The following is a 23157-nucleotide window of genomic DNA, read 5'->3' as shown; positions in this document are numbered from 1 at the left end:
TCTTGTTTCTTTTATGATCGTGCTGTACGGCACATTGTATTGATGCGTATTATTGGGCAACTACAGTACGCGGTGGATAAGCGCTGGCTACTTCCGCAATAAGGCGGATATGTTCCGGATTTGTTCCACAGCATCCTCCTATTATATTAATCAGGTTGTCTTCCAGGTATTCCCGGATCAGGACCTGCATTTCTTCAGGAGTCTGGTCGTATTGCCCAAAAGCATTTGGTAATCCGGCATTTGGATGGGCTGAAATATTAAAGCTGGTATTGTGGGATAATCGCTGCAGGTACGGCTTCAATTGATCGGCTCCCAAAGCACAATTAAACCCCACACTTAATAAGGGGATATGAGATATGGAAATCAGGAAAGCTTCTACGGTTTGCCCGGAAAGTGTTCTCCCGGAAGCATCGGTAATGGTGCCGGAAACCATGATTGGAATTTCAATATTGCGCTCTTCTTTCACTTCTTCGATGGCAAACAAAGCCGCTTTGGCATTGAGTGTATCGAATATGGTTTCTACCAATAGCAAATCAGAACCTCCATCAATAAGGGCTTCCGTTTGTTGCTTGTAGGCAATTCTCAGGTCATCAAAGGTAACTGCGCGATATCCCGGGTCGTTCACATCAGGCGACATGCTGGCCATCCGGTTGGTTGGCCCTATAGATCCGGCTACAAATCGGGGTTTTGCCGGGTTCTTTGCCGTAAACTCATCTGCCACTTCACGGGCAATACGCGCCGATTCATAATTAAGTTCATAGACCAGTTCCTCCAGATGGTAATCGGCCATCCCAATAGTGGTTCCTGAAAAAGTATTGGTCTCCACAATGTCGGCACCCGCTTCAAAATATTGGCGGTGGACGTCGCGTATTGCCTGTGGCTGGGTTAGGGATAACAGGTCATTATTGCCCTTGAGCGGATGTGGAAAATCCTTAAAACGTTCCCCACGAAAATCGGCTTCAGAGAAATTATACCGCTGTAGCATTGTTCCCATGGCACCGTCAAGGACCAGGATTCTTTCTTTTATTGCTTCGTTTATTCTTGACATACTTTTTATTTATTGATGGGTTCGTTACTCTCGGATTTTAATCCGGAGCTACGTCCTTAAAAAGTTCAATGTCTTTTTCATTTGCGCCAGCACCCTAGTGAGCTTCCCTATTGGAAAATCCAAATAGGTATGGCAAAAACAGCATGGCAAAAGCCGGAACTATTGGTTTCGAAAAAAATAATATGTGTATGTAATCAGGAAAAGCGGAGAATACCGGAAAGTATTTCTGTATGTTATCTATCCAATTTCTTGGTAGAATGTAGCACCTTCTTTAAAAGATTAAAGGGTTGCTAAGGCTTCACCGGGTCTAATCCCTCTGCCTTTCGTGATAACTGTCAATATGTTTATGAACACTGCAAAGTAATGCAATATGTTTGGAATTTACAACACTTTGCCCAAATTAATGCTGTGTGTGGCCTTTAGGCATTACGTCCCTGATATTTTTACTATACCCCCAGGACCAACAGGAAAAAGTTATACTGCTATTTCCAATTGCTTTTGCCTGGCTATCACAATAATTTTCTGCAGCAGTGCTTTTGCTGTTTCCATACTATTTTTCCCATCAGGATGCAGGTAGAAAAACTGCTTCCCGAATTTTCTCAGCAGTCCATTGATTTCAGTATTAAAAGCCGGATGCACTCTGGAGAGCGTATTATTTATCGAGATAATATCAAAATCATTACGGATCAGTGTATCGTAATCGCGGACCAACGTATCACTACCGGTAGCATCTATCGCAATCAGGTTTTCCAAATGCTGGGCTTTCAGATAGGCTACAACAGCTTCAAACTGGAATGGGATCGGGAACTGCGTAAAATTGGCTTCCCATGAGTTTTTAAGGGACTCTTTCTCAAAAAAGGCTACTGTTGAATTGGTAATAACTGGAAAACTCAGGTCCAGTCCTTCTTTTTCGAGTAGTACTTTCTGTTCTTTTATGGCACTGTTGATCAGGGTACTCCCGATGGTTCCAAGGCCAAAAACGACTATGTTTATTTTTTGAACTGACATATTTTTATTTTTAATTGTTGGGTTCAGGTTGATTAATTGATACGGTGCCTAAAAAAGAACTGTCTTTGACTGACATTTCAAAGACAGCCTTTTTACAAGCACAACAACCTAAACAAAATTGTGCTCTTCACAAATAACAAAAAAACAAATAACACCGTTTGATTCCAGTATTGCTTTTACGCAACATGGGAATATTCTTTATATAAAACCAGCTCTACCGGAGTGCTGTTGATCAGATTATCATATACGGGACTTCTGAACTGTACTATTTTCAACCATTGTTGCAGTTCTTCCAGGGTGGCTTCCGTTGTTGGCTTCAGCACGATTTCAATACGGCTGAATCCCGCACGTTCCCCAGTAGCGATACCTTCAAACTTTTGGAAATCCAAATCTCCCGAAATTTCTACCTGCAGGGATTTTAATTCGAAATTCAGCTCTGCGGCAACTACTTTTCCGATCTCATTGATACATCCGGCGAATCCGGCGAGTATATATTCATAGGGGCTCGCGCCACTGAGTTCGGGATAACGGGAATTAGTCCCTATCCTCACATCGGCATTTTGGGTTTTTACTACAAATTGTTCTTTGCTTCTGGCATATCCCAGAACGTTTATGGAAGTTGTACTCATGATTTTAGGTATATTGAAGTTGATGGTTTGTTACTGAAAATAAAAAAGCCCTTTTGGCCTGGCTGCCAAAAGGACTCTTCACTAGATATAAAAACTAAGATTAAGTCATTTCATTTGGCAATGGCAACAGCGATAGCAGCACATCATAATGCGGCAAATCATATTCATACAAATTGTTGTTCCTGCTGTCATTTTTATTTCTTTTTAGTGCTGCCAAAATTGGCTTGCTCCCGTTATTGAATTTTATATAAAAAAAAAGCCTCTGCGAATGGCAGAGGCTGAATGCTATATTTTAAAAAATTAAAATTATGCAAAAGAGTCCCCTGCGGAAAGATTCCACATCGTACGACACATATTGCAAATAGTAATTTTCATTTTTATTTCATTTTGATACTGCAAACTTCAGAACTATTTTTGGAATTACAATGCTCAAATCTAAACTTTAACATTTCAACCTTTTAGTATATATATTTAAATACTACGTATTTATATTTTTTTGAAATGGCCCTTTTTGCATATTAAATGGAAAAAAAAGTTAAGATTTATTTTCATTTCAAAAAGCTTTCATACATTTGCACTTCAAAATCCAGAGGAAAAATTTGAACTGATTGCAACCTCATTAAAAAATGCTAAAGCAGACTTTTCTTCTTTAGTACGTTGCTATCCTTTACTTTTTTCTCGTTTAACTTTAATAGAAATTATGGCATATTTATTTACGTCAGAATCCGTAAGTGAAGGGCATCCCGATAAAATTGCAGACCAGATATCAGATGCTTTAATAGATAACTTTTTAGCCTTTGACCCGGATTCGAAAGTAGCATGCGAAACTTTAGTAACGACCGGGCAGGTTATCCTTGCTGGTGAAGTAAAATCAAAAACATACCTTGACGTACAGCAGATTGCACGTAACGTGATTGAAAAAATCGGCTATACCAAAAGTGAGTATATGTTTGAAGCGAAATCATGTGGTGTATTATCGGCTATTCATGAGCAATCACAAGATATCAACCAGGGTGTAGACCGTACCAGCAAAGAAGAGCAGGGTGCCGGCGACCAGGGAATGATGTTTGGCTATGCAACCAATGAGACAGAGGATTATATGCCTCTTGCGCTTAACCTTTCCCATAAATTATTACAGGAACTGGCTGCATTACGCCGCGAGAATAGTGAGATCACCTACCTGCGCCCGGATGCAAAATCCCAGGTTACACTGGAATATGACGATAACAACAAGCCTGTACGCATTGATGCGATCGTTATTTCCACACAACATGATGATTTTGACGAGGAAACGGTTATGCTTGCTAAAATCAAGCAGGACATCCTGGATATCCTTATCCCAAGGATTATTGCTAAGAATCCACAATATGCACACCTTTTTAATGATGCTATCCAGTACCATATCAATCCAACCGGAAAATTCGTAATTGGAGGCCCTCATGGCGATACAGGACTTACAGGCAGAAAAATCATTGTAGATACCTATGGTGGAAAAGGCGCTCATGGTGGTGGTGCTTTCTCTGGTAAAGACCCGAGTAAAGTAGACCGTAGTGCTGCTTATGCGACACGTCATATTGCTAAAAACCTTGTGGCTGCAGGTGTAGCAGAAGAAATTCTGGTACAGGTATCTTACGCGATCGGTGTGGCAAAACCAATGGGGATTTACATCAACTCTTATGGCACTGCCAAAGTAAATCTTACGGATGGTGAAATTGCTAAAAAAGTAGAGGCTCTTTTTGACATGCGCCCTTATTTTATCGAGCAACGCCTAAAACTAAGAAATCCAATTTATAGCGAAACTGCCGCTTATGGCCACATGGGACGCAAACCTGAAACGGTAACTAAAACATTCCGTACACCAAACGGTGAAGAAAAAACAGTTACTGTAGAATTATTTACCTGGGAGAAACTTGATTTCGTAGAGCAGGTTAAAACCGCTTTTGGACTATAATTCAATTTCATTATACTAAAAAATGCTGTCCTAACGGACAGCATTTTTTTTTTTTGCTAAAAGCGCAACAGCTTTTAAAGATTGTATTTGAGTGAGAACATCAGGTATCTCGGCTGTACGATATATTGTGACGTCCGTGTAGAGAACTGGGAGAAACTATCATCATTCAGCGATTTTGTATTGAGCAAATTGGTCACCGTTACCCGGTATTCCCATTTGCTGTTCTTTTTCTGATACATCAGGTTCGCATTAAGGAAATCATACTCATTATCTACCGTTTTCAGATTGTTGGTATAGTGGTAATAATCGTATTCCGCCGTAAACGTAAAACTATCCAGGAAATAATAATCCATCCGGGCAAAAGGTTTTTGGGTGTAAAAGGTGGTATTATTATAATCGTTCATGGTCAGGTTATAGCCAATTTCCAGATTCGGCAGGGTTTTATAGTTTGTGGCTACTTTTGCAGTATACGACTGTGTAAAAGATTCAGTAGTATTGAGTGTTTCAACTGCAGTCACCGGATCAACCCTGATGTTATTAAATTTCGACCAGGCGATATTGGCACTCACGGAAGCTTTGTAGGAACCAAAAGAACGCCCATAACTTCCTGCCCCGGTCAGGGTTTCGTCTGCAAAATTAGAATTATAAGGCACAGAGGACTGATTAATACCGTCAAAAGCGGCTTTGGTCTTTACGGCATCCATCCTGCGGTTGTAATTCACATAGGCGAACACATTTGTAAAATTAAACATGTTGTACTTAAAATACCGAAGGGCATGATTCTGCGAAAGCGCATTTTCCAGCATCCTGTTTCCGCGGTAGAGGCTATTGTAATTGGTAAAAGTATACCCTTGCGCCAATTGGTTGATATCGGTAAAATCAGTGGTCATGGTATAATTGTACGTCAGCGTTTCCGATTTTTTGATCTGATACAATGCATACACATCTGGCAATGCACGGTAAAAATTATTTTTATATGCTGACCCTAACTGCTCATTATTCATACTGTAGGCATGGAAACTCACTCCGGGGTTGAAGGTGAATTTTCCGGTAATAAATTTATAATGCAGCGCCACAAAAACGTCATTAAAAGTATAATTCACATCATTTTTTTTATCGGCCCCGTCCAGGTTATTTCGATCAGAATTGTCTAAGATCTGGTAAATACTGGAATTAAAATTTTGATAGGAATAGGTATTCCCGACTGTTACATTGATATTGCTCTTTGGCGTAAGCATGTAATAATAATCGAATTTAGCATCCAGCTTGTTTGTCCTTACAAATCGCTCCTGATTGATATTAAAGCGGCTTTGATCGACCAGGTTCAGTGCAGCAAAGGGATTTTCTGAAAGATTTGCATTATAAAAAGGATCTTCCTGTTGGTAAAGATGCTGCATTTCAAAAGCATATACACTCTTATCACTTTTGGTATAATACAAATTCAGATTTTGATTTACGGATACCGGATCCTGCTTTTTATTGGCCAATATACTACCCTGCAAGTCGGACAACAGGTTATTATCTTCTACCTGTGAGGATGTTTTCAGGAAAACGTCATAATCAAACTGTAGTTTATCATTTGGTTTGTAACTGGAACTCAGTTTCAGCAATCCCAAATTACTTTTTTGGTGTGTCATATCAGTACGATTTTCCGTAGTCAGGATTTCCGATGAATTATTCCGGAATACCTGGGTTTTCGTCTGGGTTTCCAAATCCGTTTGTGTGGATGACAGAATTCCAAAGCCACTCAGGCTCCACGCTTTATTCACATTATAGGAAAAATTAGCCGCTCCAAACTGGGTTTCGATTTCCTTGGCGCGATTGTTCCGCAACAGGGAGATCCCAAGGTCATTGGACGATACATTAAAGTTTGTCCCCCCTTTTCGCATCATATTCCGGAACCCGCCACTAAACTTGAAATAATCCTGTGCTGTAAAAGGCACTTCTCCATTATTATTGAAATTAGTCATCAGGTTGATGCTGTATTTCGGGCTGTAAAAAAATAGCTTGGGATTGACAATATATCGCTCTCCTTCACCAATACTGACGCCCGCTGTCATATCACCAAACCAGAAATTCTTTTTGCCCTCTTTAAGCTTGATATTAAGCGCTACATTTTCTTCATTATTCTCCAGTTTTTTCAATGCGGAGACTTCGTTATAGTTGCGGAGCACCTGCACTTTATCCACGGCATCAGCAGGAATATTCTGTACGCCCAGTTTGGTATCTCCATCAAAGAAATCCTTTCCTTCTACCGTTAGTTTGGTTACTTTTTTACCTTCCACTTCCACTTCACCATCAGCATTTACCTCCACACCGGGAAGCTTTTTCAGGATATCGCCTAATTTCCTTTCCGCTCCTGTGGTAAAAGAGTCGGCATTGTAAATTATCGTATCCCCTTTTATGGTAACTGGCATTTCCCGCACAATTTCCACCCCATCCAATTCTATTCCGCCGGATTGCATGACAATCGTCTGGACCATACTTTCCATAGTAGTAACGATGCTGAGATCTTTAGGCTTATAACCGAGGTAACTCACTTTAATCGTATAATTGGAATTGGGCTTTAACGAGAGCTGGAACCTGCCTTTGTCATTGGTAATAGCATAAGCATCCATGACATTGGTGTTTTTATTGATTGCCATAACATTTGCCATTTCCAGCCCATGTGCCAGAGAATCTACCACAGCACCTTCAAACTTTACATTTTGGGCCTGTGACCACCCGGTCAACAGTAAAAATAAAAAAAACAAGACTTTATTCATTATGCAATTATTATAGAAGCGTTTCGCTATCGCGATTGGTTACTTCGTTGATTTTGATTGATGATGTATTCGGATTTCGGAAACTGCTCCATTCCAATCGCATCAAAGACAGGGCACCTTTCGGCATCATCTGAAAAAGAGGACTACACTGGAAAGAGTAAACGAAAACCAATAGCGTTAAAATTTGTGAGGAGTCGTAAATATATAAATTATTTATTCATTTCGATCCTGATATTGCCTTTCCCATCTTTCATTTTTTCCATTTGCTTTTCAATAATTTCAGTATATTCTTTTTTAGAGACTACTTTTCCTTTTTTAGGCATTTTAATCGTGGTCTTCTCTTTCGGATTTAGTACAATTTTTGAACATAGGATCATGTTGTTTCCGTCATTTACTTCCAGTATTAATCCTGGTAATCCCCAATATTCTTCCGGTCCCTGGCTCACTGGAATATCCGGAGTATACCAAACGGTGACCAATTTATCCTGTGGCTCCGGTTCCTGCATCATTTGTGTTCCTTTATTGCTTTGTTCCAGCTGTCTTTTCCCATAGGCCGCTTTTTCCTTTTCGGTCACTACAATCAGGGCAGTGGCTTTGTATACTGTATATCCGCCTATTTGTTTAGTTTCGTTTGTTAATTTCCAGTCCCAGTGTGGTAATGAATCGACGATCAGAAATTCTTTCCCGAAAAAATCTTTTTCAATCATTACCTTTTGGTCTTTTATATTTTTATATTGTTTTTCATCGCCCGTAGCATTGGAGGCTACAACTGTAGTCAGTCCGGACACTGGGGCGCTAAGCACCTGGGGCTGTTCATAAAGTGATGTTGTTTTATCAAATGTCAGGATAAATGTTTTTTCCATGCTTTTTTTTAATTTTTCCCGAAACTGATCCTGCATTGCCGGCGTCATTCCTCCTCCCTGAAATTGTATATCAGAGACTGCTCTTTTCGTTTCATAGGTTGCCTGTCCCTGGAAGTTCTGGGCTTTCACTATAGTTATCGTACTGATCATTAGGAAGCATGTCAGTAATGTAATGGCTTTAGTCATGGTTTGTGTTTTTATGATTTGGTTGTAAAGTAAACGCCATCAGTTTACATTTTGAGTTAAGCAATGTTAACGATTGTTAACGGCTCGTTTTAAATGTTTTTACTGTTTACTTTTGGAAAATGAAAAATAAGAAATACAATCCTATTTTACTTTTTATAACTATTGCCATATTGGCGACTATCGGATTACAGATTTATTGGAATATCAAAAACTATAAGGAGAACAAACTCCGATTGGTCAATGAGGTACAGATTGCCTTTGACAATAGTATTGACAGTTATTATCTTCTTGACTCCAAAAATGATCTTTTTTCCTTTAAAGAGCAATTGCCTGTAACCAACTATAGCACTGCGGAAAATATAGATTTACAACCTACAAAAACCAACGAAAAGCATTTGCCTACTGTAATTGTGGCAAAAAGGGAGGCTGAAAAAACCCAAATTACGATCAGTAACGATACCAATGCACTCCAAAAAAAGGATCCTCCTATTCCTTTCCCCATAACCTTATTCATTAAGAATGATTCAGGAGTCGTAAAAACCGACACGAACCCGCTTAAAATAAGCCCTAATAAAATTTCATCCGTTCATGTCTATAAAGGAAAGAGCAATCCGGAAAGTGCGACTCAGATTAAAAATTTCGCCACTAAACTTGTGATTTCAATGGTACGCGATTCTATTGATTTTACGAAAATCAGTGCAGCACTGGATCAGGAACTATCCCGGAAAAACATTCAGGTACAATATTCGATCGCATATTATAAAGAAAACAAACTATTTGATTATTTCCCCCGCCAAAAATTAGCAGCATTTCCGCTGGTCACCTATTCCAAATCCTCTTATCTTCCGCCCAAACAGAAATTACAATTGTCATTTTCCAATCCGGTAGCTTTAGTCTTTAAAAGGAGTAGTGTTGAGATTTTACTTTCTTTGTTTTTGTCTTTTTCGATTATCGGATGTTTGCTCTACTTATTAAAAACGATAAACAAACAGAAAAAAATTGATGAGATTAAGAATGACCTGATCAGCAACATCACTCATGAATTCAAAACCCCGATCACGACAGTAGCCACTGCGATTGAAGGGATTCGGCATTTCAATGCGAATAATGATCCTCAGAAAACAGAACGGTACCTGGACATTTCCAGCCAACAGTTAAAGAAGCTGGAAACTATGGTAGAAAAACTCTTGGAAACGGCCGCTTTAAATACTGATGTCCTGATGATCGAACACAAAGACACTGACATAATCACACTTATAGCAGCACAGATCGAAAAACACAGTATGATCTGCCCGGAAAAAAATATTGTTTTTAGGACGGAACTGATCAGCGCAATTGCCCCTATTGATTATTTCCATTTTGAAAATGCACTATCCAACCTTATTGATAACGCCCTGAAATATGGAGGGGACACAATTACCATACGATTACATGCTACTAGTGACGCACTCCAGATTACAGTAGAAGATAATGGTATTGGTATTGAAAAAAATCAGCGTGAGAAGATATTCGAGAAATTCTACAGGATTCAAAGCGGTAACCGCCATGACATAAAAGGTTTCGGTATTGGATTATTTTATGCTAAAAAGATCATTGAAAAACACACTGGAATACTGGAACTGGTACCGAATAGCCCGATAACAATCTTTAAAATCACCCTACCCAATGGATAGCCGAATTAAAATCATCCTTGCGGAGGATGAACCGGCTTTGGCCTTAATTATCAAGGAAAGCCTGGAAACACGCAATTTTGATGTGTTCATTTGTAAAAATGGAGAAGATGCATTGGAATGCTATTTAAAAGAAAAGCCGGAATTGCTGGTACTGGATGTAATGATGCCTAAAAAAGATGGTTTTTCAGTTGCCAGGGACATTCGAAAAACAGATAAAGAAATTCCTATAATTTTTCTCACTTCAAAATCGCAAACACAGGATGTTGTCGATGGATTCAATTCTGGCGGTAATGATTACCTCAAAAAACCATTCAGCATGGAAGAGCTTATCGTCCGTATTCATTCCCTCCTGCGTCGGGTACCAACACCCAAAAATGATACGGAAATCACCATCGGAAAGTATCATTTCAACCTGACAAAGCAACTCCTGATCATTTCGGATACCCGCATTTCCCTTACCCATCGGGAAGCTTCATTATTACACCTCCTCATCGCCAATAAAAATGAGGTCATCGAGCGCTCCATCCTACTGAAAAAAATATGGGGTGATGATGATTTTTTTAATGGTAGGAGCATGGATGTATTTATTACCAAACTGCGTAAAAAATTAAACCTTGACCCCAACATCCAAATTATTAATGTCAGGGGTCAAGGCTACAAACTGATTGAATAACGAAAGTATTACCCGCCGATCCGTATGGTCTGGTTGGGTCGCGCACCACGGAATTGCTGCTTCATCTCTTCCATTTTTTTTACTACAATTTCATCGTATTCTTTCTGTGTAACTACTTTCCCATTTTTAGGGGATTTAATTTCTGTTTTCTGTTTTGGATTCAATACTACTTTTGAACATAACACGGTGGTATTCCCGGTGCTAATTTCCAAAATGAGTCCCGGCAATCCCCAATAGGTTTCAGGCCCCTGGCTTACCGGTATGTCGGTAGTATACCATGCAGTAACTACAATTTCCTTAGGCATATCCACCTGATCCATCAGATTCGTTGTTTTTGCAGGTTTGGTATCGTCCGGCTTAGTAGTTTTCATTTTAATTTTAAGGTTCCTGAAATCTGTCGCGCTGGCCTTTTGGATCGCTGTCGCTTTAAAACAGGTATACTCACCGATTTTCTTGGTTTCTCCTTCTAATTTCCAATCCAACTTTGGCAAACTGTCTTTGATCAGGAATTCCTTACCCATAAATTCCTTGTCAACAACATAGGTCTTATCCTTAATATTTTTATATTGTGTCCCCCCACTTCCGGTAAAAGAGGCCATCATTTTCATACCGGCATTATTGGCATTGGGTGCATCCAACTTTTGTTCCTCTGCATATATGGAAGCCGTTTTATCAAAAGTGAGTACAAACGTTTTCTCAAATGCTTTTTTCAAGCGGTCTTCCATTGTTTTCTGTATCTCACCGGAAAATTGCTTCCCCTGTGCAACAAAATCATTTATGGCTGTTTTGGATTCATATACTGCCATTCCCTGAAAATTTTGCGCCAGTACTTCACCACTATAGGCTAAACATAACAATGAAAATATTATTCCTTTTTTCATACTTATAAATTTGATTATAGAAAAACAAATATGACTGTTTTCCACTCTTTTTTATCTGAATTATTTGTTAAATAAAACGGCGATCATCTTCTTATCAATACTTTAATAATTAGAATAGTAAAATGTTATTTACTGTTTTGTGCTATTATCCTACTGATTTTTTAATTTTGACCGTTACTTTACCAACAACTAAGAAACAACTTTGGTGAAATAATGCTATTTTTACTAAAACCATTTAGAGAATGGGTACACTATGAAACAACTTTTTTTTACCATCCTGCTCTTTAGCCTCACCGCCATCGGCCAAAACCTAAAAGTAACTGCTATCCCATTACCAGGGATTTCTATTACTGCCGATCGTTTTATCGGGATTGATGGACTGGGCTATTCCTATACCGTTACCAACAATGTCCTTGTAAAGCAAAATGACCAAAAATCATGGCAATATAAAAACATCGCAAGCGGAAAAATTACGAGTGTAGACATCCTGAATCCGCTGCAATTGGTTGTCTTTTATAAAGAATTCAATACTGTAATCCTGCTGGACAATCAGCTTAATGAAATAAAACGGATTAATTTTTCGGAGACAGCTCCTGATCTTTTTCCACAAACGGTGAGCCTGGCCTCCCAAAACCGACTTTGGATTTTTGATTTGAATACACAAAAATTAGGGCTTTACGATATTACGAAGCAGACATTTCAACCCATCTCCGTCACGTTCAAAGAGACATTGGTTTCCTATCAGTCAGACTATAATTATTTCCAATGGATCGATGCCCACCGGAACTGGTCTTTTTGTGATGTCTATGGCAAAACACTATCGTTAGGCACTATCGCCGAATTTGACGATGCGCAACTTTTAGAAAACCAAACTTTATTATTTCGAAAAGAGGGACAATTGTATTTTTATGATGCCAAAAAGGAACTGTACTATACGATAAATAATATCGAAAAAACCTATAGCAGTTACCTGTACAAAAACCAAATTTTATCTATTTTTACAACCAAAGGAATTTCAAATTATAAAATCAACTTACCATAATGCATATAGCTGTAGCAGGGAACATTGGGGCCGGAAAAACGACATTAACACGACTATTAGCCAAACATTTTAAGTGGGAACCCCACTTTGAAGATGTGGTGGACAATCCTTATCTGGATGATTTTTACCACCAAATGGAACGTTGGTCATTCAATCTGCAGATTTATTTCCTAAACAGCCGTTTCCGCCAGGTGTTACAAATCCGTGAAAGTGGCAAAAACATTATACAGGACAGAACCATTTATGAGGATTCGCACATCTTTGCGCCTAACCTTCATGCCATGGGCCTGATGACGAACCGGGATTTCAACAATTACAAATCTTTATTCGAACTGATGGAATCGTTGGTTGAAGCTCCGGATCTGCTGATCTACCTGAGGAGTTCTATCCCAAACCTTGTAGGACAGATCCACAAGCGTGGCCGCGAATATGAGAATTCCATATCCATTGAATACCTGAGCCGCCTGAACGAACGTTATGAAGCCTGGATTCAGGGATATGACAAAGGTAAACTCTTAATCATCGATGTAGACAATATCAATTTTGTAGACAATCCGGAAGATCTAGGAGATATCGTACACCGCATCAACTCCGAACTCAATGGCCTTTTTTAAAATTTGAAATAGCATCCATGAAAAATGCCCTTCAGAAACCTGAAGGGCATTTTTTCTATAGTATGTATCGTGTTTTAGTAACGGATACTGAAACTTGCTTTTTTGGCATCGTCCAATGCGTTGAAACGCTCTGTACATTCAGCGATCATAGCGTTCGCCACAGTAACATCACCCCATCCCTGAACGTCTACTTTTTTGTTCTCAAGATCTTTGTACACGCGGAAGAAATGCTCTATTTCTTTAATCAGGTGTTCGTTGATATCGGAAATATCATTCAGTTTGTTCATGATTGGATCAGAAACCGGTACACAGATAATTTTCTCATCCGGACCTTTGTCATCTGCCATTTTAAAAATAGCAATTGGTTTTACTTCTACAATGCATCCTGGTACAGAAGGCTCCGTGAACAATACCAATACATCCAATGGATCCCCGTCTAATGCTAATGTTTCCGGAATGAATCCGTAATCTGCCGGGTAAAACATTGCAGAATATAACATTCTGTCAAAACGGATTCTTTTTAATTCAAAATCGTATTCGTATTTATTTCTGCTTCCTCTTGGTATTTCAATTAATACATCGAAAGTTTTTGATTTTTCTACACTCATTTTTATTATTTATAGATAGTTCTTAAAGCGGGAGCAAATGTATGTAAATGGAGGCTTCCATACAAGTTTAATTTACTTAAAAAAAGTAAATTAGAAATAGAATCCGAACGATGCTTTGACGCCGAATTTATTGGTTCCCGGCACATTAAGATGGCTTCCTCTCCAGGCAAAATCAACCCGCAATACCTTGAATATATTGCCAATACCGGCATGGTATTCCCAATATACCTGCTCTGGTGCCTGATAGACTAGGTTAGAGGCATTCAGTGCAATATTGCCGTCTGATACGGTTCCGTATATTCCTTTTACCCCAATAATTTCCCGCAGGTTCAAATCCCTGATTCCCGGAATTCTGGCAAAAAGCTTCCCATTAAAATGGTGCTCCACCTGCATATTCACATACGTGTCAGCTACGAATTCATAATAATTCAGGAGGTTGAATGTGTTGTCGATGATAAAATACGATTGGTTTCCGGGCACAACACCCATCAATCCTAACGGTACATTTCCGTAGATTTTACCCACTTCTGTCGTGACAAACAAACGGCCCAAAGGTCCGATGACAATCGGCTGGCGGTAATAAAACTGCAGTTTATCGTAATCAAAATCGCTATTAAAAATACCTTTAACACCCTGGCTGTAATTAAAAAATACACGGGCAAAATTATAATCAACTATAGAACGCTCTACACCATATCCGATTGTTTTTCGCTTTGGCGTGTAGTCAATCATCATATTCATCTCATATTGCTTGACCTCTCCTGCTGTTATCCCTGCCGGAATATCGGTGAAATAATCCAGGCTGAAGGCGGATGAAGCTGCTTTTAAGGTTCTGTAGGTAAAGCCCATCTGGAAGGTCAGGTTGCGAAGCGGCTCCACTTCCACACCGATCGTGGTCAGGTTAATCGACGTCAGTTTGTTATTGCTACCGCTGGAAAACAGGGATGATGAAGCAAAACTTCGGCCCAGTACATCATTGGTAGTTGTCAGGCTCACCCCAATCTGTTCTACATCACGGCGATTCCCCGCAGTCAGGATCACCCTGTTTTTCTTATCGATCATCCATTTTCCGGAAATCCCGTATTTGAATTGATTGTCTTTAAAGCCATACGCTGTATACCCCTGAAGCCTCCAGGTATCATTTTGCCCAAAGTAAGTCCTGCCTCCTACCCTGACGCGGGCGCCCTCCACATCGTTATATCCGAAAGTGGAGAATATGGGGCCATAATCAAAATTTCCATATTGCACATAACCGCTTCCCAAAATAGAAACTGCATTATAAAGCTGTTGGAACTTCTTGACGGTTTTTAGGGTATCGAGCATTTTATAAATCCCGACCTCATCTTTATTGAGGGATTCAAAACGATTCTGTCGCCAGTATTCATCATCTTTGACATATACGGACTCGTCATTGTAATTGACATCGGCTTTATAAAAATCGCCCGGCTTTACTTTATTGAATTCGTGGTTGCGGTATAACGTAGTCCGTTTTCCGTATACTCCTCTTGATTTTTCTTTTTTGTTGAGACTAAAATCAGTCATCATATGGTCCCGCTTCAGTAGAAATACCGAATCATTCAACACATCAAAATCCTGTTCGATATAGATATCTTTGACCCAGTTGATATTGGCACTTTTGGTGACGGCCATATTAATATTCTTGATGGCGAATGTCGTATCGTTCACCCAAAAATCTCCCTTAAAGGTCAGTTCTCCTTTACGCCTCGGATAATAAACGATATTATAGCACCACTTCTTATCAATAAAGGCGCTATCTGCCAATACATAATTGTACACGTCAATTCCAGTACGCGAAAGTGGGGATGTAAAACTCTTATCAAAGAAATTCAGGTAATTATCATAAATATTATACTCCACATACAAGTCCTTGATAAACGCAAGGATTTGCTGATTGGAATCAAAACCGGAATTTTTATTCGCTTTTAGGATCTCTTTTTTCCTGTTGGTAGTATTGTCACCATATACTTCATGAAGGGATTCATTGATAAATATAGGCAGGTAGGTTTTTCCGGTCACATCAGAGGTATCGACTTTATCAAAAATAAACTCCATGCCTTTGAAGATCTTCCGCTTCATAAACGCACTATCGATCGTATTGAAGTCAAATTCAATTTTTTCATACTTGTCCATCTGGTACTGATTGAACATGTACAAGCCATTTTTACGCTTGCGTTCCCAGATTTTCCGGAGGATATCAATTGCCGGATTATTCTTTTTGGAGGTTTTTCCGGAATAGATTTTTACTTCGGCCAATTGCTCTCCGTCTTCCAGTACGACTTTAACATTGTAATTCACGGCTTTTTCCAGTGGGATTTCCTGGGAAGAATAGCCTACAAAACTAACCACAACGGTCTTATAGCTATTTTTTGATTCAATATAGAATCGCCCGTCTTCATTGGTAATCACCCCTTCATTAGTGCCTTTAAATACGACATTGGCATAGGCAACAGGTTTATTAAAAGCATCCACTACCATACCGCTGACTTTGGTTTGTGCGGTAACGGAAGTAGTTAATATAAAGAGTAAAGCTATAGTGTGGAATACGGTCTTCGTCATAGATAAAAAAAACTCCAACAGAGATGTTTCTGATGAAGTTCAAATATAACGGATATTTTTTTATTTGATTGTATTAAATCATTCCCAAGACCGAAAAAAACAAAATATAATGTGGTGTCCACTGGATTGTAAACAAATAACCAGTAGTACTGCCGATTTTAAACAAGAACGGGAATGCACTACTGCATTCCCGCTGTTCAGATTATGTCCTGAAATATTATTTTTTGTACGCTACTTTTTTAACTGCTTTCACTACATCGGAAGCATTTGGCAACCATTCTTTCAATAAATTTGGAGAGTATGGTGCTGGGGTATCAGCAGTAGTAATTCTTTGGATAGGGGCATCCAGGTAATCAAATGCTTTTTCCTGAACCATATAAGTAATTTCAGAGGAAACACTTCCAAATGGCCACGCTTCTTCCAGGATAACCAAACGGTTGGTTTTTTTTACTGATTTTAAGATTGTCTCCTGATCCATTGGACGTACAGTTCTTAAATCGATGATTTCACAACTGATACCGTCTTTGGCTAATTCTTCTGCTGCTGCATAAGCTTCTTTGATGATTTTACCGAAAGAGACGATAGTTACATCTGTACCTTCACGTTTTATTTCAGCAACACCAAGTGGCAATGTATATTCACCATCCGGCACTTCACCTTTGTCACCATACATTTGCTCTGATTCCATGAAGATCACAGGATCATTATCACGTATCGCCGATTTTAAAAGTCCTTTTGCATCATAAGGATTGGAAGGAATTACCACTTTAAGCCCTGGAGTATTGGCGAACCAGTTTTCAAAAGCTTGTGAGTGTGTCGCTCCCAACTGTCCTGCTGAAGCAGTAGGTCCTCTGAAAACAATAGGCATATTAAACTGACCGCCTGACATTTGGCGCATTTTAGCTGCATTATTGATTATCTGGTCAATTCCGACCAAAGAGAAGTTGAAAGTCATAAATTCTACAATCGGACGGTTTCCGTTCATTGCAGAACCTACTGCAATCCCAGAAAATCCAAGTTCAGCGATTGGAGTATCGATAACGCGTTTTGGACCGAATTCATCCAACATGCCTTTGGATGCCTTGTAAGCTCCATTGTATTCCGCTACTTCTTCACCCATCAAATATATGGACTCATCACGACGCATCTCTTCGCTCATCGCCTCGCAAATTGCTTCCCTAAATTGTATTGTTCTCATATGTTTTTTTGTTTCTTCTTTGATTTAAAGACGCAAAAATAAATATTTTAAATCACTAAACAGAATAATTTGAGGTTAAAAAATGATTTGGAATTTTATACCCTCCACCAACAAGCCGATCCTAAATTTACGAAAACGATAGCGTTGCACTGCTTATTATCCGACTGTTACAAAAAATCAAGCCGAAATATCAGACTAAGTCACTCAACAACAACGGCTCTGTTGTGTGATTTTGTTGTGCGATTTCAAAATTGGCTCTATATTTACTCCCTTTAACAACCTCCAACAACTGACCATATAAATGAAAAAACTACTACTTCTGTTGCTCTTGTTTCCAGGTTTTCTATTGGCCCAGGATTGCTCCTGTGAAGCTAATTTTCTGTGGCTAAAAAAAACATTCGAAGAAAACGATGCGGGTTTCCAGTATGCACTGGACCGGAAAGGAACTGCGGAATATGAAAAACATACAGCGCTATATGCCGAAAAAGTAAAATCGATTACTTCCCCCACAGCTTGTTCCACAACGTTAATGGAATGGCTGTTATTCTTTCGAAAAGCGCATCTTTCGGTCTCTCCAAAAGACAATACTACAGCTACAACTGTTGTATCAAATTCTCAAGTCCCCTGGAAGACTTATGAAATCAGCGATAAAAAACTTCAAAAACAACTCGAAAGCGCTGGTGAAAAAGGTTTTGAGGGCATTTGGAAAACCGATCCCTACACCATTGGGATTTTAAAAACCGGAACAGGATATGTCGGTTTCATTATTGCTGCCCCGGGAACCAACTGGCAAAAGAATCAAATCAAGCTGATCCTAAAGCCCAATGCCACACATGGCACTTATGATGGCGAATTTTATATGCGGAATTACGCCACCCAACATTTTGAAAACGCCGAACTCATTGGTAAAAACATCCTTAACCTTGGGCCTTTTATGCTAAAGAGGGTCAACCCAAAACAGGAAGACAGTCCGGAAATCCAGTTGTATTCCGAATTGCTTACCGCTGCCCAGCCGATGATTAAAGAAGTAAACAAAAACACGCTATTGCTCCGTATCCCTTCCTTTGCTCCATCCAATAAAAAAGCGATTGACAGCCTGTTAAAAACCTACCACAACCAGATTACCAGTACCGAAAATCTAATTATTGATATCCGGGGCAATGGCGGTGGTTCGGACGGCAGCTACAACAAAATCATCCCCTACCTCTATACTAACCCCATACGGATTGTAGGTTTGGAATTGTACTCCACCCTTTTAAACAACCAAAGGATGGAAGGCTTTTTATCGGAACCCGGAATCACGGAAGCCGAAAAGAAAGAAATACAAAAAGATTTAGCGATGCTAAACGCCAATCTGGGCAAATTTGTCAATTTGAGCGGGGACAACATTGTATATACCCAAAAGATGGACAGTGTGTATGCGTATCCAAAAAATGTAGCGGTCCTCATTGATGAAAATAATGGAAGTACGGCGGAACAATTCCTCCTGGCTGCCAAGCAAAGCCGAAAAGTAAAACTTTTTGGCACCACAACTTTTGGAGTGCTCGATATCTCCAACATGCATTTTGTAGATTCGCCCTGTACTACACTTACCTTGGGATACAGCCTTTCTAAAAGCTTTCGAATTCCCGATATGACGATTGATGACAAAGGTATTCAACCGGACTTTTATATGGACAAAAGCATCCCAAAACAAGACTGGGTACCTTTTGTTGTCAAAATTTTAAATAATGATTAGTCCGGGCTTTCAAAACTAAACCCTTGTAAATCGGGCTAAGGGAATTTATTCCGTTACGAAAACGAAATAGTTTTTAAAAATTATTATGCGTGCATAGTTTATTTTTGAAAATTAATTAGTAATTTAGTCCGCAGAAAATTAAAAAATATAAATACTATACCAATGAAAATATTAGTTTGCATCAGTCACGTTCCTGATACTACTTCAAAAATTAATTTTGCGAATGGCGATTCAGAATTTGACACTAACGGAGTACAGTTTGTAATCAACCCTAATGACGAGTTTGGCCTTACAAGAGCCATTTGGTTCAAAGAAAAACAAGGCGCTAACGTGACTGTTGTTAATGTAGGTGGACCCGAAACCGAAGCAACACTTAGAAAAGCATTAGCAATTGGTGCCGACGAGGCAATCCGGATCAACGCAGTACCAACAGATGGTTTTTTTGTAGCTACGCAATTGGCTGAAGTAATCAAAAATGGCGGATACGATCTGGTTATTGCCGGTAAAGAATCTTTAGATTATAATGGCGGTATGGTCCCTGGGATGATTGCTGCCCTTATCGGTGGTAATTTCGTAAACTCCTGCATCAACGTGGAAGTAGACGGTAACAATGCCAAAGTAACCCGTGAAATTGATGGTGGTAAAGAAACGCTAAGCACTACACTTCCATTAATTATTGGTGGACAAAAAGGATTGGTAGAAGAAAAAGACCTGAGAATACCAAACATGCGTGGAATCATGACCGCACGAACAAAAGCTCTTACCCTATTGGAGCCTGTAGCTGCTACGCACAATACCAAAACGGTAAAATTTGAAAAACCAGCACCAAAATCAGCTGTAAAACTGATCAGTGCGGACAACCTGGACGAACTGGTAAACCTGTTGCATACGGAAGCGAAAGTAATCTAAGGCTATCCTTGCTTTCAAATTATAATCCAATTTAAAATTACAAAACGATGTCTATATTAATATATGCAGAATCTGCAGAAGGAAAATTTAAAAAAGTAGCTTTCGAATTAGCTTCGTACGCTAAGAAAGTAGCACAAACATTAGGTACAACTGTTACCGCTGTTACTGTGAATGTCGCTGATACCAGCGCATTGGCACAATACGGAGTGGACAAAGTGCTGAAAGTATCCAATGATAAATTAGCAAAATTCAACGCAAGAGCATATGCTGACGTGATCAAACATGCAGCAGAAAAAGAAAGCGCAAAACTGATCTTAGTATCTTCTACAACAGACAGCCTTTACCTGGCACCTCTTGTAGCTGTATCACTGAATGCAGGATATGCTTCCAATGTGGTAGCACTTCCGGAAAGTACTGCTCCATTTTTAGTAAAAAGAAATGCTTTTTCCAATAAGGCTTTCACCATTACTGAAATCAGCACAGATGTAAAAGTATTGGCTATCGCTAAAAATTCATTTGGAATTATCGAAAGTGCTTCTTCACCAGCTGAGGAAGATTTCACCCCTACTTTAAATGATGCTGATTTTGACATCAAAGTAGAAAATGTAGAAAAAGTAACCGGTAAAGTAACCATTGCCGATGCAGAGATTGTTGTTTCTGCCGGACGTGGCCTAAAAGGTCCTGAAAACTGGGGAATGATCGAAGATCTTGCTGCTGCCCTTGGTGCTGCAACTGCCTGTTCCAAACCGGTTTCCGACTTAGGATGGAGACCTCACAGCGAACACGTAGGCCAAACGGGGAAACCGGTAGCTGCCAATCTGTATATTGCTGTAGGTATTTCAGGAGCAATACAACACATCGCCGGGATCAACTCTTCCAAAGTAAAAGTAGTCATCAATACCGATCCGGAAGCACCCTTTTTTAAGGTTGCCGACTATGGTGTAGTAGGTGATGCTTTTGATATTGTTCCTAAACTAACCGAAAAAATTAAAGAATTTAAGGCTCAGAATTCATAATTTTTTTTAATATTGCGTCTTCAAAAAAGACTATTTAAATATAAGATAGTAGTATCTTTGTTTAAATAGTCTTTTTTCTATTTATGCAAAAGTTTAATTTCCAGTATTTCGCAAGAAAACCCCACTTGCGCAGTACGTCGCACATCAGCCTATGAGTTTAGTAAAATTAACAATAAAAGGGATCTCCTACAGTCAGACACAAAATGGTGCCTATGCCCTAATTCTGAATGAAGTAGACGGTGACCGCAAATTACCAATCGTTATCGGCGCATTTGAAGCCCAGTCTATTGCTATAGCACTGGAAAAAGAAATCAAGCCGCCGCGCCCATTAACGCATGATTTATTCAAGAATTTCGCTGACCGGTTCGATATTATCGTAAAGCAGGTAATCATCCATAAATTAGTGGATGGTGTTTTTTATTCCAGTATCATCTGCGAAAGGGATAAAATAGAAGAGATAATTGACGCGCGTACTTCGGACGCCCTTGCCCTTGCCCTTCGTTTCAATGCTCCTATTTTTACCTATAAAAACATATTGGACAAAGCAGGAATCTACCTTAAAGTAAACCCATTAGAACCGGAGAAAACACAGGATATTGATGATGTACTCACCAGCCCGGAAACTTTCGGAATCGAAGAGGATCATAATCCTAGCGAAAATTTTCAGCAATATTCCCTTTCTGAACTGCACGAAATGCTGGAAAGCTCTGTTGCCAGTGAAGAATATGAGAAAGCGGTAAAAATACGCGACGAAATTTCTAAAAGAGAAAATCTATAATTGAAAATCCTGTTTTTACTGCTGCTACAGGACCAACTCATCGTCCTGACCCACACGGTAAACACCGATTTATAATTCGCATTAAGCTTAAAATATCCCGCCATGAAACAGTACCTGGACTTAGTCAAACATGTTTTAGAAAACGGTAGCCAAAAAGGCGACAGGACCGGAACCGGAACAAAAAGTGTTTTCGGCTATCAAATGCGTTTCGACCTGAGCGAAGGCTTCCCCATGGTGACTACAAAAAAGCTACACCTAAAATCCATCATCTATGAATTGCTGTGGTTTCTGAAAGGCGACACCAATATCGCTTATTTGAATGAAAACGGGGTAAAAATATGGGATGAATGGGCAGATCAAAATGGTGAATTGGGCCCTGTTTACGGACACCAGTGGCGCAACTGGAACAGTGAGGAGATCGACCAGATCACTGAATTAATCGATACCCTGAAAAACAATCCAAACAGCAGGAGAATGTTGGTTTCCGCCTGGAATCCTTCGGTACTTCCTGACACTACAAAATCTTTTTCAGAAAATGTAGCCAACGGCAAAGTCGCCCTTCCACCCTGTCATGCCTTTTTTCAGTTTTATGTAGCTGACGGAAAGTTATCCTGCCAGCTGTACCAAAGAAGTGCAGACATTTTTCTGGGTGTTCCATTCAATATTGCTTCCTATGCTTTACTCACCCTGATGATTGCACAGGTTTGTGGCTACCAGCCCGGAGATTTTATTCATACTTTTGGCGACGCACACATTTACAACAACCATTTTGAGCAACTGGAACTGCAATTATCGCGAGAAACCAAAGCCTTACCAAAAATGACCCTCAATCCCGAGATCAAGAATATTTTTGATTTTAAATTTGAAGATTTCACACTGGAAGGATACGAGCCACACCCACATATCAAAGGAGCCGTAGCCATATAATCATACCCATTTACAACCTGAATTACCCCACCGGAAACAGCCGTAATTGGCGTTCAGGATAGTTTCAATAAAG

General features: G+C 39.5%; 19 protein-coding genes and 1 riboswitch. Of the genes, 10 read left to right on the top strand and 9 right to left on the bottom strand.

Translation table 11 applies throughout. The features are described 5' to 3' along the window. Window positions 1–49 precede the first annotated feature (49 nt). The 3 genes from FK004_RS07840 to FK004_RS07830 form a co-directional block, all read right to left on the bottom strand. Window positions 50–1048, bottom strand: coding sequence for a homocysteine S-methyltransferase family protein (locus tag FK004_RS07840; protein ID WP_108736765.1), 999 nt, complete (start codon window positions 1046–1048; stop codon window positions 50–52). A 230-nt stretch (window positions 1049–1278) separates the two neighbouring features. Further along, window positions 1279–1383, bottom strand: a riboswitch (SAM riboswitch). A gap of 139 nt (window positions 1384–1522) precedes the next feature. Beyond that, window positions 1523–2056 (bottom strand): hypothetical protein, encoded by a 534-nt coding sequence (locus FK004_RS07835; RefSeq protein ID WP_108736764.1) that lies wholly within the window; start codon window positions 2054–2056, stop codon window positions 1523–1525. A gap of 176 nt (window positions 2057–2232) precedes the next feature. Further along, window positions 2233–2685, bottom strand: a complete 453-nt coding sequence (locus FK004_RS07830) for an OsmC family protein (RefSeq protein WP_108736763.1) — start codon at window positions 2683–2685, stop codon at window positions 2233–2235. Between the two features lie 700 nt (window positions 2686–3385). Here FK004_RS07830 and metK point away from each other — a divergent pair. Continuing rightward, window positions 3386–4636: a methionine adenosyltransferase gene (gene metK / locus FK004_RS07825; protein ID WP_108738784.1), complete on the top strand. Its 1251-nt coding sequence runs from the start codon at window positions 3386–3388 to the stop codon at window positions 4634–4636. Between the two features lie 74 nt (window positions 4637–4710). Here metK and FK004_RS07820 read toward each other — a convergent pair whose 3' ends face one another. Then, window positions 4711–7401, bottom strand: a complete 2691-nt coding sequence (locus FK004_RS07820) for a carboxypeptidase-like regulatory domain-containing protein (RefSeq protein ID WP_108736762.1) — start codon at window positions 7399–7401, stop codon at window positions 4711–4713. 209 nt (window positions 7402–7610) lie between these two features. After that, the gene (locus FK004_RS07815) at window positions 7611–8450 is read right to left on the bottom strand and encodes a GLPGLI family protein (RefSeq protein ID WP_108736761.1); all 840 of its coding nucleotides are present in this window, start codon (window positions 8448–8450) and stop codon (window positions 7611–7613) included. A gap of 119 nt (window positions 8451–8569) precedes the next feature. On the opposite strand from FK004_RS07815, the gene FK004_RS07810 reads away from it, so the two are divergent. Further along, window positions 8570–10123 carry a sensor histidine kinase gene (locus tag FK004_RS07810; RefSeq protein WP_108736760.1) on the top strand — a complete coding sequence of 518 codons (1554 nt, stop codon included), beginning with the start codon at window positions 8570–8572 and terminating at the stop codon, window positions 10121–10123. Continuing rightward, window positions 10116–10796, top strand: coding sequence for a response regulator transcription factor (locus FK004_RS07805; RefSeq protein WP_108736759.1), 681 nt, complete (start codon window positions 10116–10118; stop codon window positions 10794–10796). The genes FK004_RS07810 and FK004_RS07805 overlap by 8 nt, the downstream gene beginning before the upstream one ends. A gap of 8 nt (window positions 10797–10804) precedes the next feature. Here FK004_RS07805 and FK004_RS07800 read toward each other — a convergent pair whose 3' ends face one another. After that, window positions 10805–11677, bottom strand: coding sequence for a GLPGLI family protein (locus FK004_RS07800; protein ID WP_108736758.1), 873 nt, complete (start codon window positions 11675–11677; stop codon window positions 10805–10807). 253 nt (window positions 11678–11930) lie between these two features. Between FK004_RS07800 and FK004_RS07795 the strand changes: the two genes are divergently transcribed. Together FK004_RS07795 and FK004_RS07790 are read left to right on the top strand one after the other, a co-directional pair. Beyond that, window positions 11931–12719 (top strand): hypothetical protein, encoded by a 789-nt coding sequence (locus FK004_RS07795; RefSeq protein ID WP_108736757.1) that lies wholly within the window; start codon window positions 11931–11933, stop codon window positions 12717–12719. Beyond that, window positions 12719–13333, top strand: coding sequence for a deoxynucleoside kinase (locus FK004_RS07790; protein WP_108736756.1), 615 nt, complete (start codon window positions 12719–12721; stop codon window positions 13331–13333). Before FK004_RS07795 ends, FK004_RS07790 begins: the two co-directional genes overlap by 1 nt. A gap of 74 nt (window positions 13334–13407) precedes the next feature. On the opposite strand, the gene FK004_RS07785 is transcribed toward FK004_RS07790, so the two are convergent. From FK004_RS07785 to FK004_RS07775, 3 genes are all read right to left on the bottom strand, one after another. After that, window positions 13408–13941 (bottom strand): inorganic diphosphatase, encoded by a 534-nt coding sequence (locus FK004_RS07785; RefSeq protein ID WP_108736755.1) that lies wholly within the window; start codon window positions 13939–13941, stop codon window positions 13408–13410. Window positions 13942–14031: 90 nt separating this feature from the next. After that, window positions 14032–16518 (bottom strand): DUF5686 and carboxypeptidase-like regulatory domain-containing protein, encoded by a 2487-nt coding sequence (locus FK004_RS07780; RefSeq protein WP_108736754.1) that lies wholly within the window; start codon window positions 16516–16518, stop codon window positions 14032–14034. Between the two features lie 217 nt (window positions 16519–16735). Then, window positions 16736–17716 carry a pyruvate dehydrogenase complex E1 component subunit beta gene (locus FK004_RS07775; protein WP_108736753.1) on the bottom strand — a complete coding sequence of 327 codons (981 nt, stop codon included), beginning with the start codon at window positions 17714–17716 and terminating at the stop codon, window positions 16736–16738. Window positions 17717–18017: 301 nt separating this feature from the next. Here FK004_RS07775 and FK004_RS07770 point away from each other — a divergent pair, with 301 nt between their 5' ends. From FK004_RS07770 to FK004_RS07750, 5 genes are all read left to right on the top strand, one after another. Further along, window positions 18018–19454 (top strand): S41 family peptidase, encoded by a 1437-nt coding sequence (locus FK004_RS07770; RefSeq protein ID WP_108736752.1) that lies wholly within the window; start codon window positions 18018–18020, stop codon window positions 19452–19454. Between the two features lie 162 nt (window positions 19455–19616). Next, window positions 19617–20363 carry an electron transfer flavoprotein subunit beta/FixA family protein gene (locus FK004_RS07765; RefSeq protein ID WP_108736751.1) on the top strand — a complete coding sequence of 249 codons (747 nt, stop codon included), beginning with the start codon at window positions 19617–19619 and terminating at the stop codon, window positions 20361–20363. A gap of 47 nt (window positions 20364–20410) precedes the next feature. Further along, entirely contained in the window at window positions 20411–21379 is a 969-nt protein-coding gene (locus tag FK004_RS07760; RefSeq protein ID WP_108736750.1) for an electron transfer flavoprotein subunit alpha/FixB family protein, read from the top strand. A 151-nt stretch (window positions 21380–21530) separates the two neighbouring features. Further along, window positions 21531–22157, top strand: coding sequence for a bifunctional nuclease family protein (locus tag FK004_RS07755; RefSeq protein WP_108736749.1), 627 nt, complete (start codon window positions 21531–21533; stop codon window positions 22155–22157). 102 nt (window positions 22158–22259) lie between these two features. Next, the gene (locus tag FK004_RS07750; RefSeq protein ID WP_108736748.1) at window positions 22260–23084 is read left to right on the top strand and encodes a thymidylate synthase; all 825 of its coding nucleotides are present in this window, start codon (window positions 22260–22262) and stop codon (window positions 23082–23084) included. Window positions 23085–23157 lie beyond the last annotated feature (73 nt).

This window comes from Flavobacterium kingsejongi, assembly GCF_003076475.1.
GTDB classification, from domain to species: Bacteria; Bacteroidota; Bacteroidia; order Flavobacteriales; family Flavobacteriaceae; genus Flavobacterium; species Flavobacterium kingsejongi.
This window is presented reverse-complemented; position numbering and strand designations above follow the sequence as displayed.

Coding starts and splice junctions, on each gene's coding strand:
- FK004_RS07790 (WP_108736756.1), top strand. CDS start 12,719: ATGCATATAGCTGTAGCAGGGAACATTGGGGCCGGAAAAACGACATTA.
- FK004_RS07805 (WP_108736759.1), top strand. CDS start 10,116: ATGGATAGCCGAATTAAAATCATCCTTGCGGAGGATGAACCGGCTTTG.
- FK004_RS07835 (WP_108736764.1), bottom strand. CDS start 2,056: ATGTCAGTTCAAAAAATAAACATAGTCGTTTTTGGCCTTGGAACCATC.
- FK004_RS07815 (WP_108736761.1), bottom strand. CDS start 8,450: ATGACTAAAGCCATTACATTACTGACATGCTTCCTAATGATCAGTACG.
- FK004_RS07795 (WP_108736757.1), top strand. CDS start 11,931: ATGAAACAACTTTTTTTTACCATCCTGCTCTTTAGCCTCACCGCCATC.
- FK004_RS07760 (WP_108736750.1), top strand. CDS start 20,411: ATGTCTATATTAATATATGCAGAATCTGCAGAAGGAAAATTTAAAAAA.
- FK004_RS07765 (WP_108736751.1), top strand. CDS start 19,617: ATGAAAATATTAGTTTGCATCAGTCACGTTCCTGATACTACTTCAAAA.
- FK004_RS07785 (WP_108736755.1), bottom strand. CDS start 13,941: ATGAGTGTAGAAAAATCAAAAACTTTCGATGTATTAATTGAAATACCA.
- FK004_RS07775 (WP_108736753.1), bottom strand. CDS start 17,716: ATGAGAACAATACAATTTAGGGAAGCAATTTGCGAGGCGATGAGCGAA.
- FK004_RS07820 (WP_108736762.1), bottom strand. CDS start 7,401: ATGAATAAAGTCTTGTTTTTTTTATTTTTACTGTTGACCGGGTGGTCA.
- FK004_RS07810 (WP_108736760.1), top strand. CDS start 8,570: ATGAAAAATAAGAAATACAATCCTATTTTACTTTTTATAACTATTGCC.
- FK004_RS07780 (WP_108736754.1), bottom strand. CDS start 16,518: ATGACGAAGACCGTATTCCACACTATAGCTTTACTCTTTATATTAACT.
- FK004_RS07830 (WP_108736763.1), bottom strand. CDS start 2,685: ATGAGTACAACTTCCATAAACGTTCTGGGATATGCCAGAAGCAAAGAA.
- FK004_RS07750 (WP_108736748.1), top strand. CDS start 22,260: ATGAAACAGTACCTGGACTTAGTCAAACATGTTTTAGAAAACGGTAGC.
- FK004_RS07840 (WP_108736765.1), bottom strand. CDS start 1,048: ATGTCAAGAATAAACGAAGCAATAAAAGAAAGAATCCTGGTCCTTGAC.
- FK004_RS07770 (WP_108736752.1), top strand. CDS start 18,018: ATGAAAAAACTACTACTTCTGTTGCTCTTGTTTCCAGGTTTTCTATTG.
- FK004_RS07755 (WP_108736749.1), top strand. CDS start 21,531: ATGAGTTTAGTAAAATTAACAATAAAAGGGATCTCCTACAGTCAGACA.
- metK (WP_108738784.1), top strand. CDS start 3,386: ATGGCATATTTATTTACGTCAGAATCCGTAAGTGAAGGGCATCCCGAT.
- FK004_RS07800 (WP_108736758.1), bottom strand. CDS start 11,677: ATGAAAAAAGGAATAATATTTTCATTGTTATGTTTAGCCTATAGTGGT.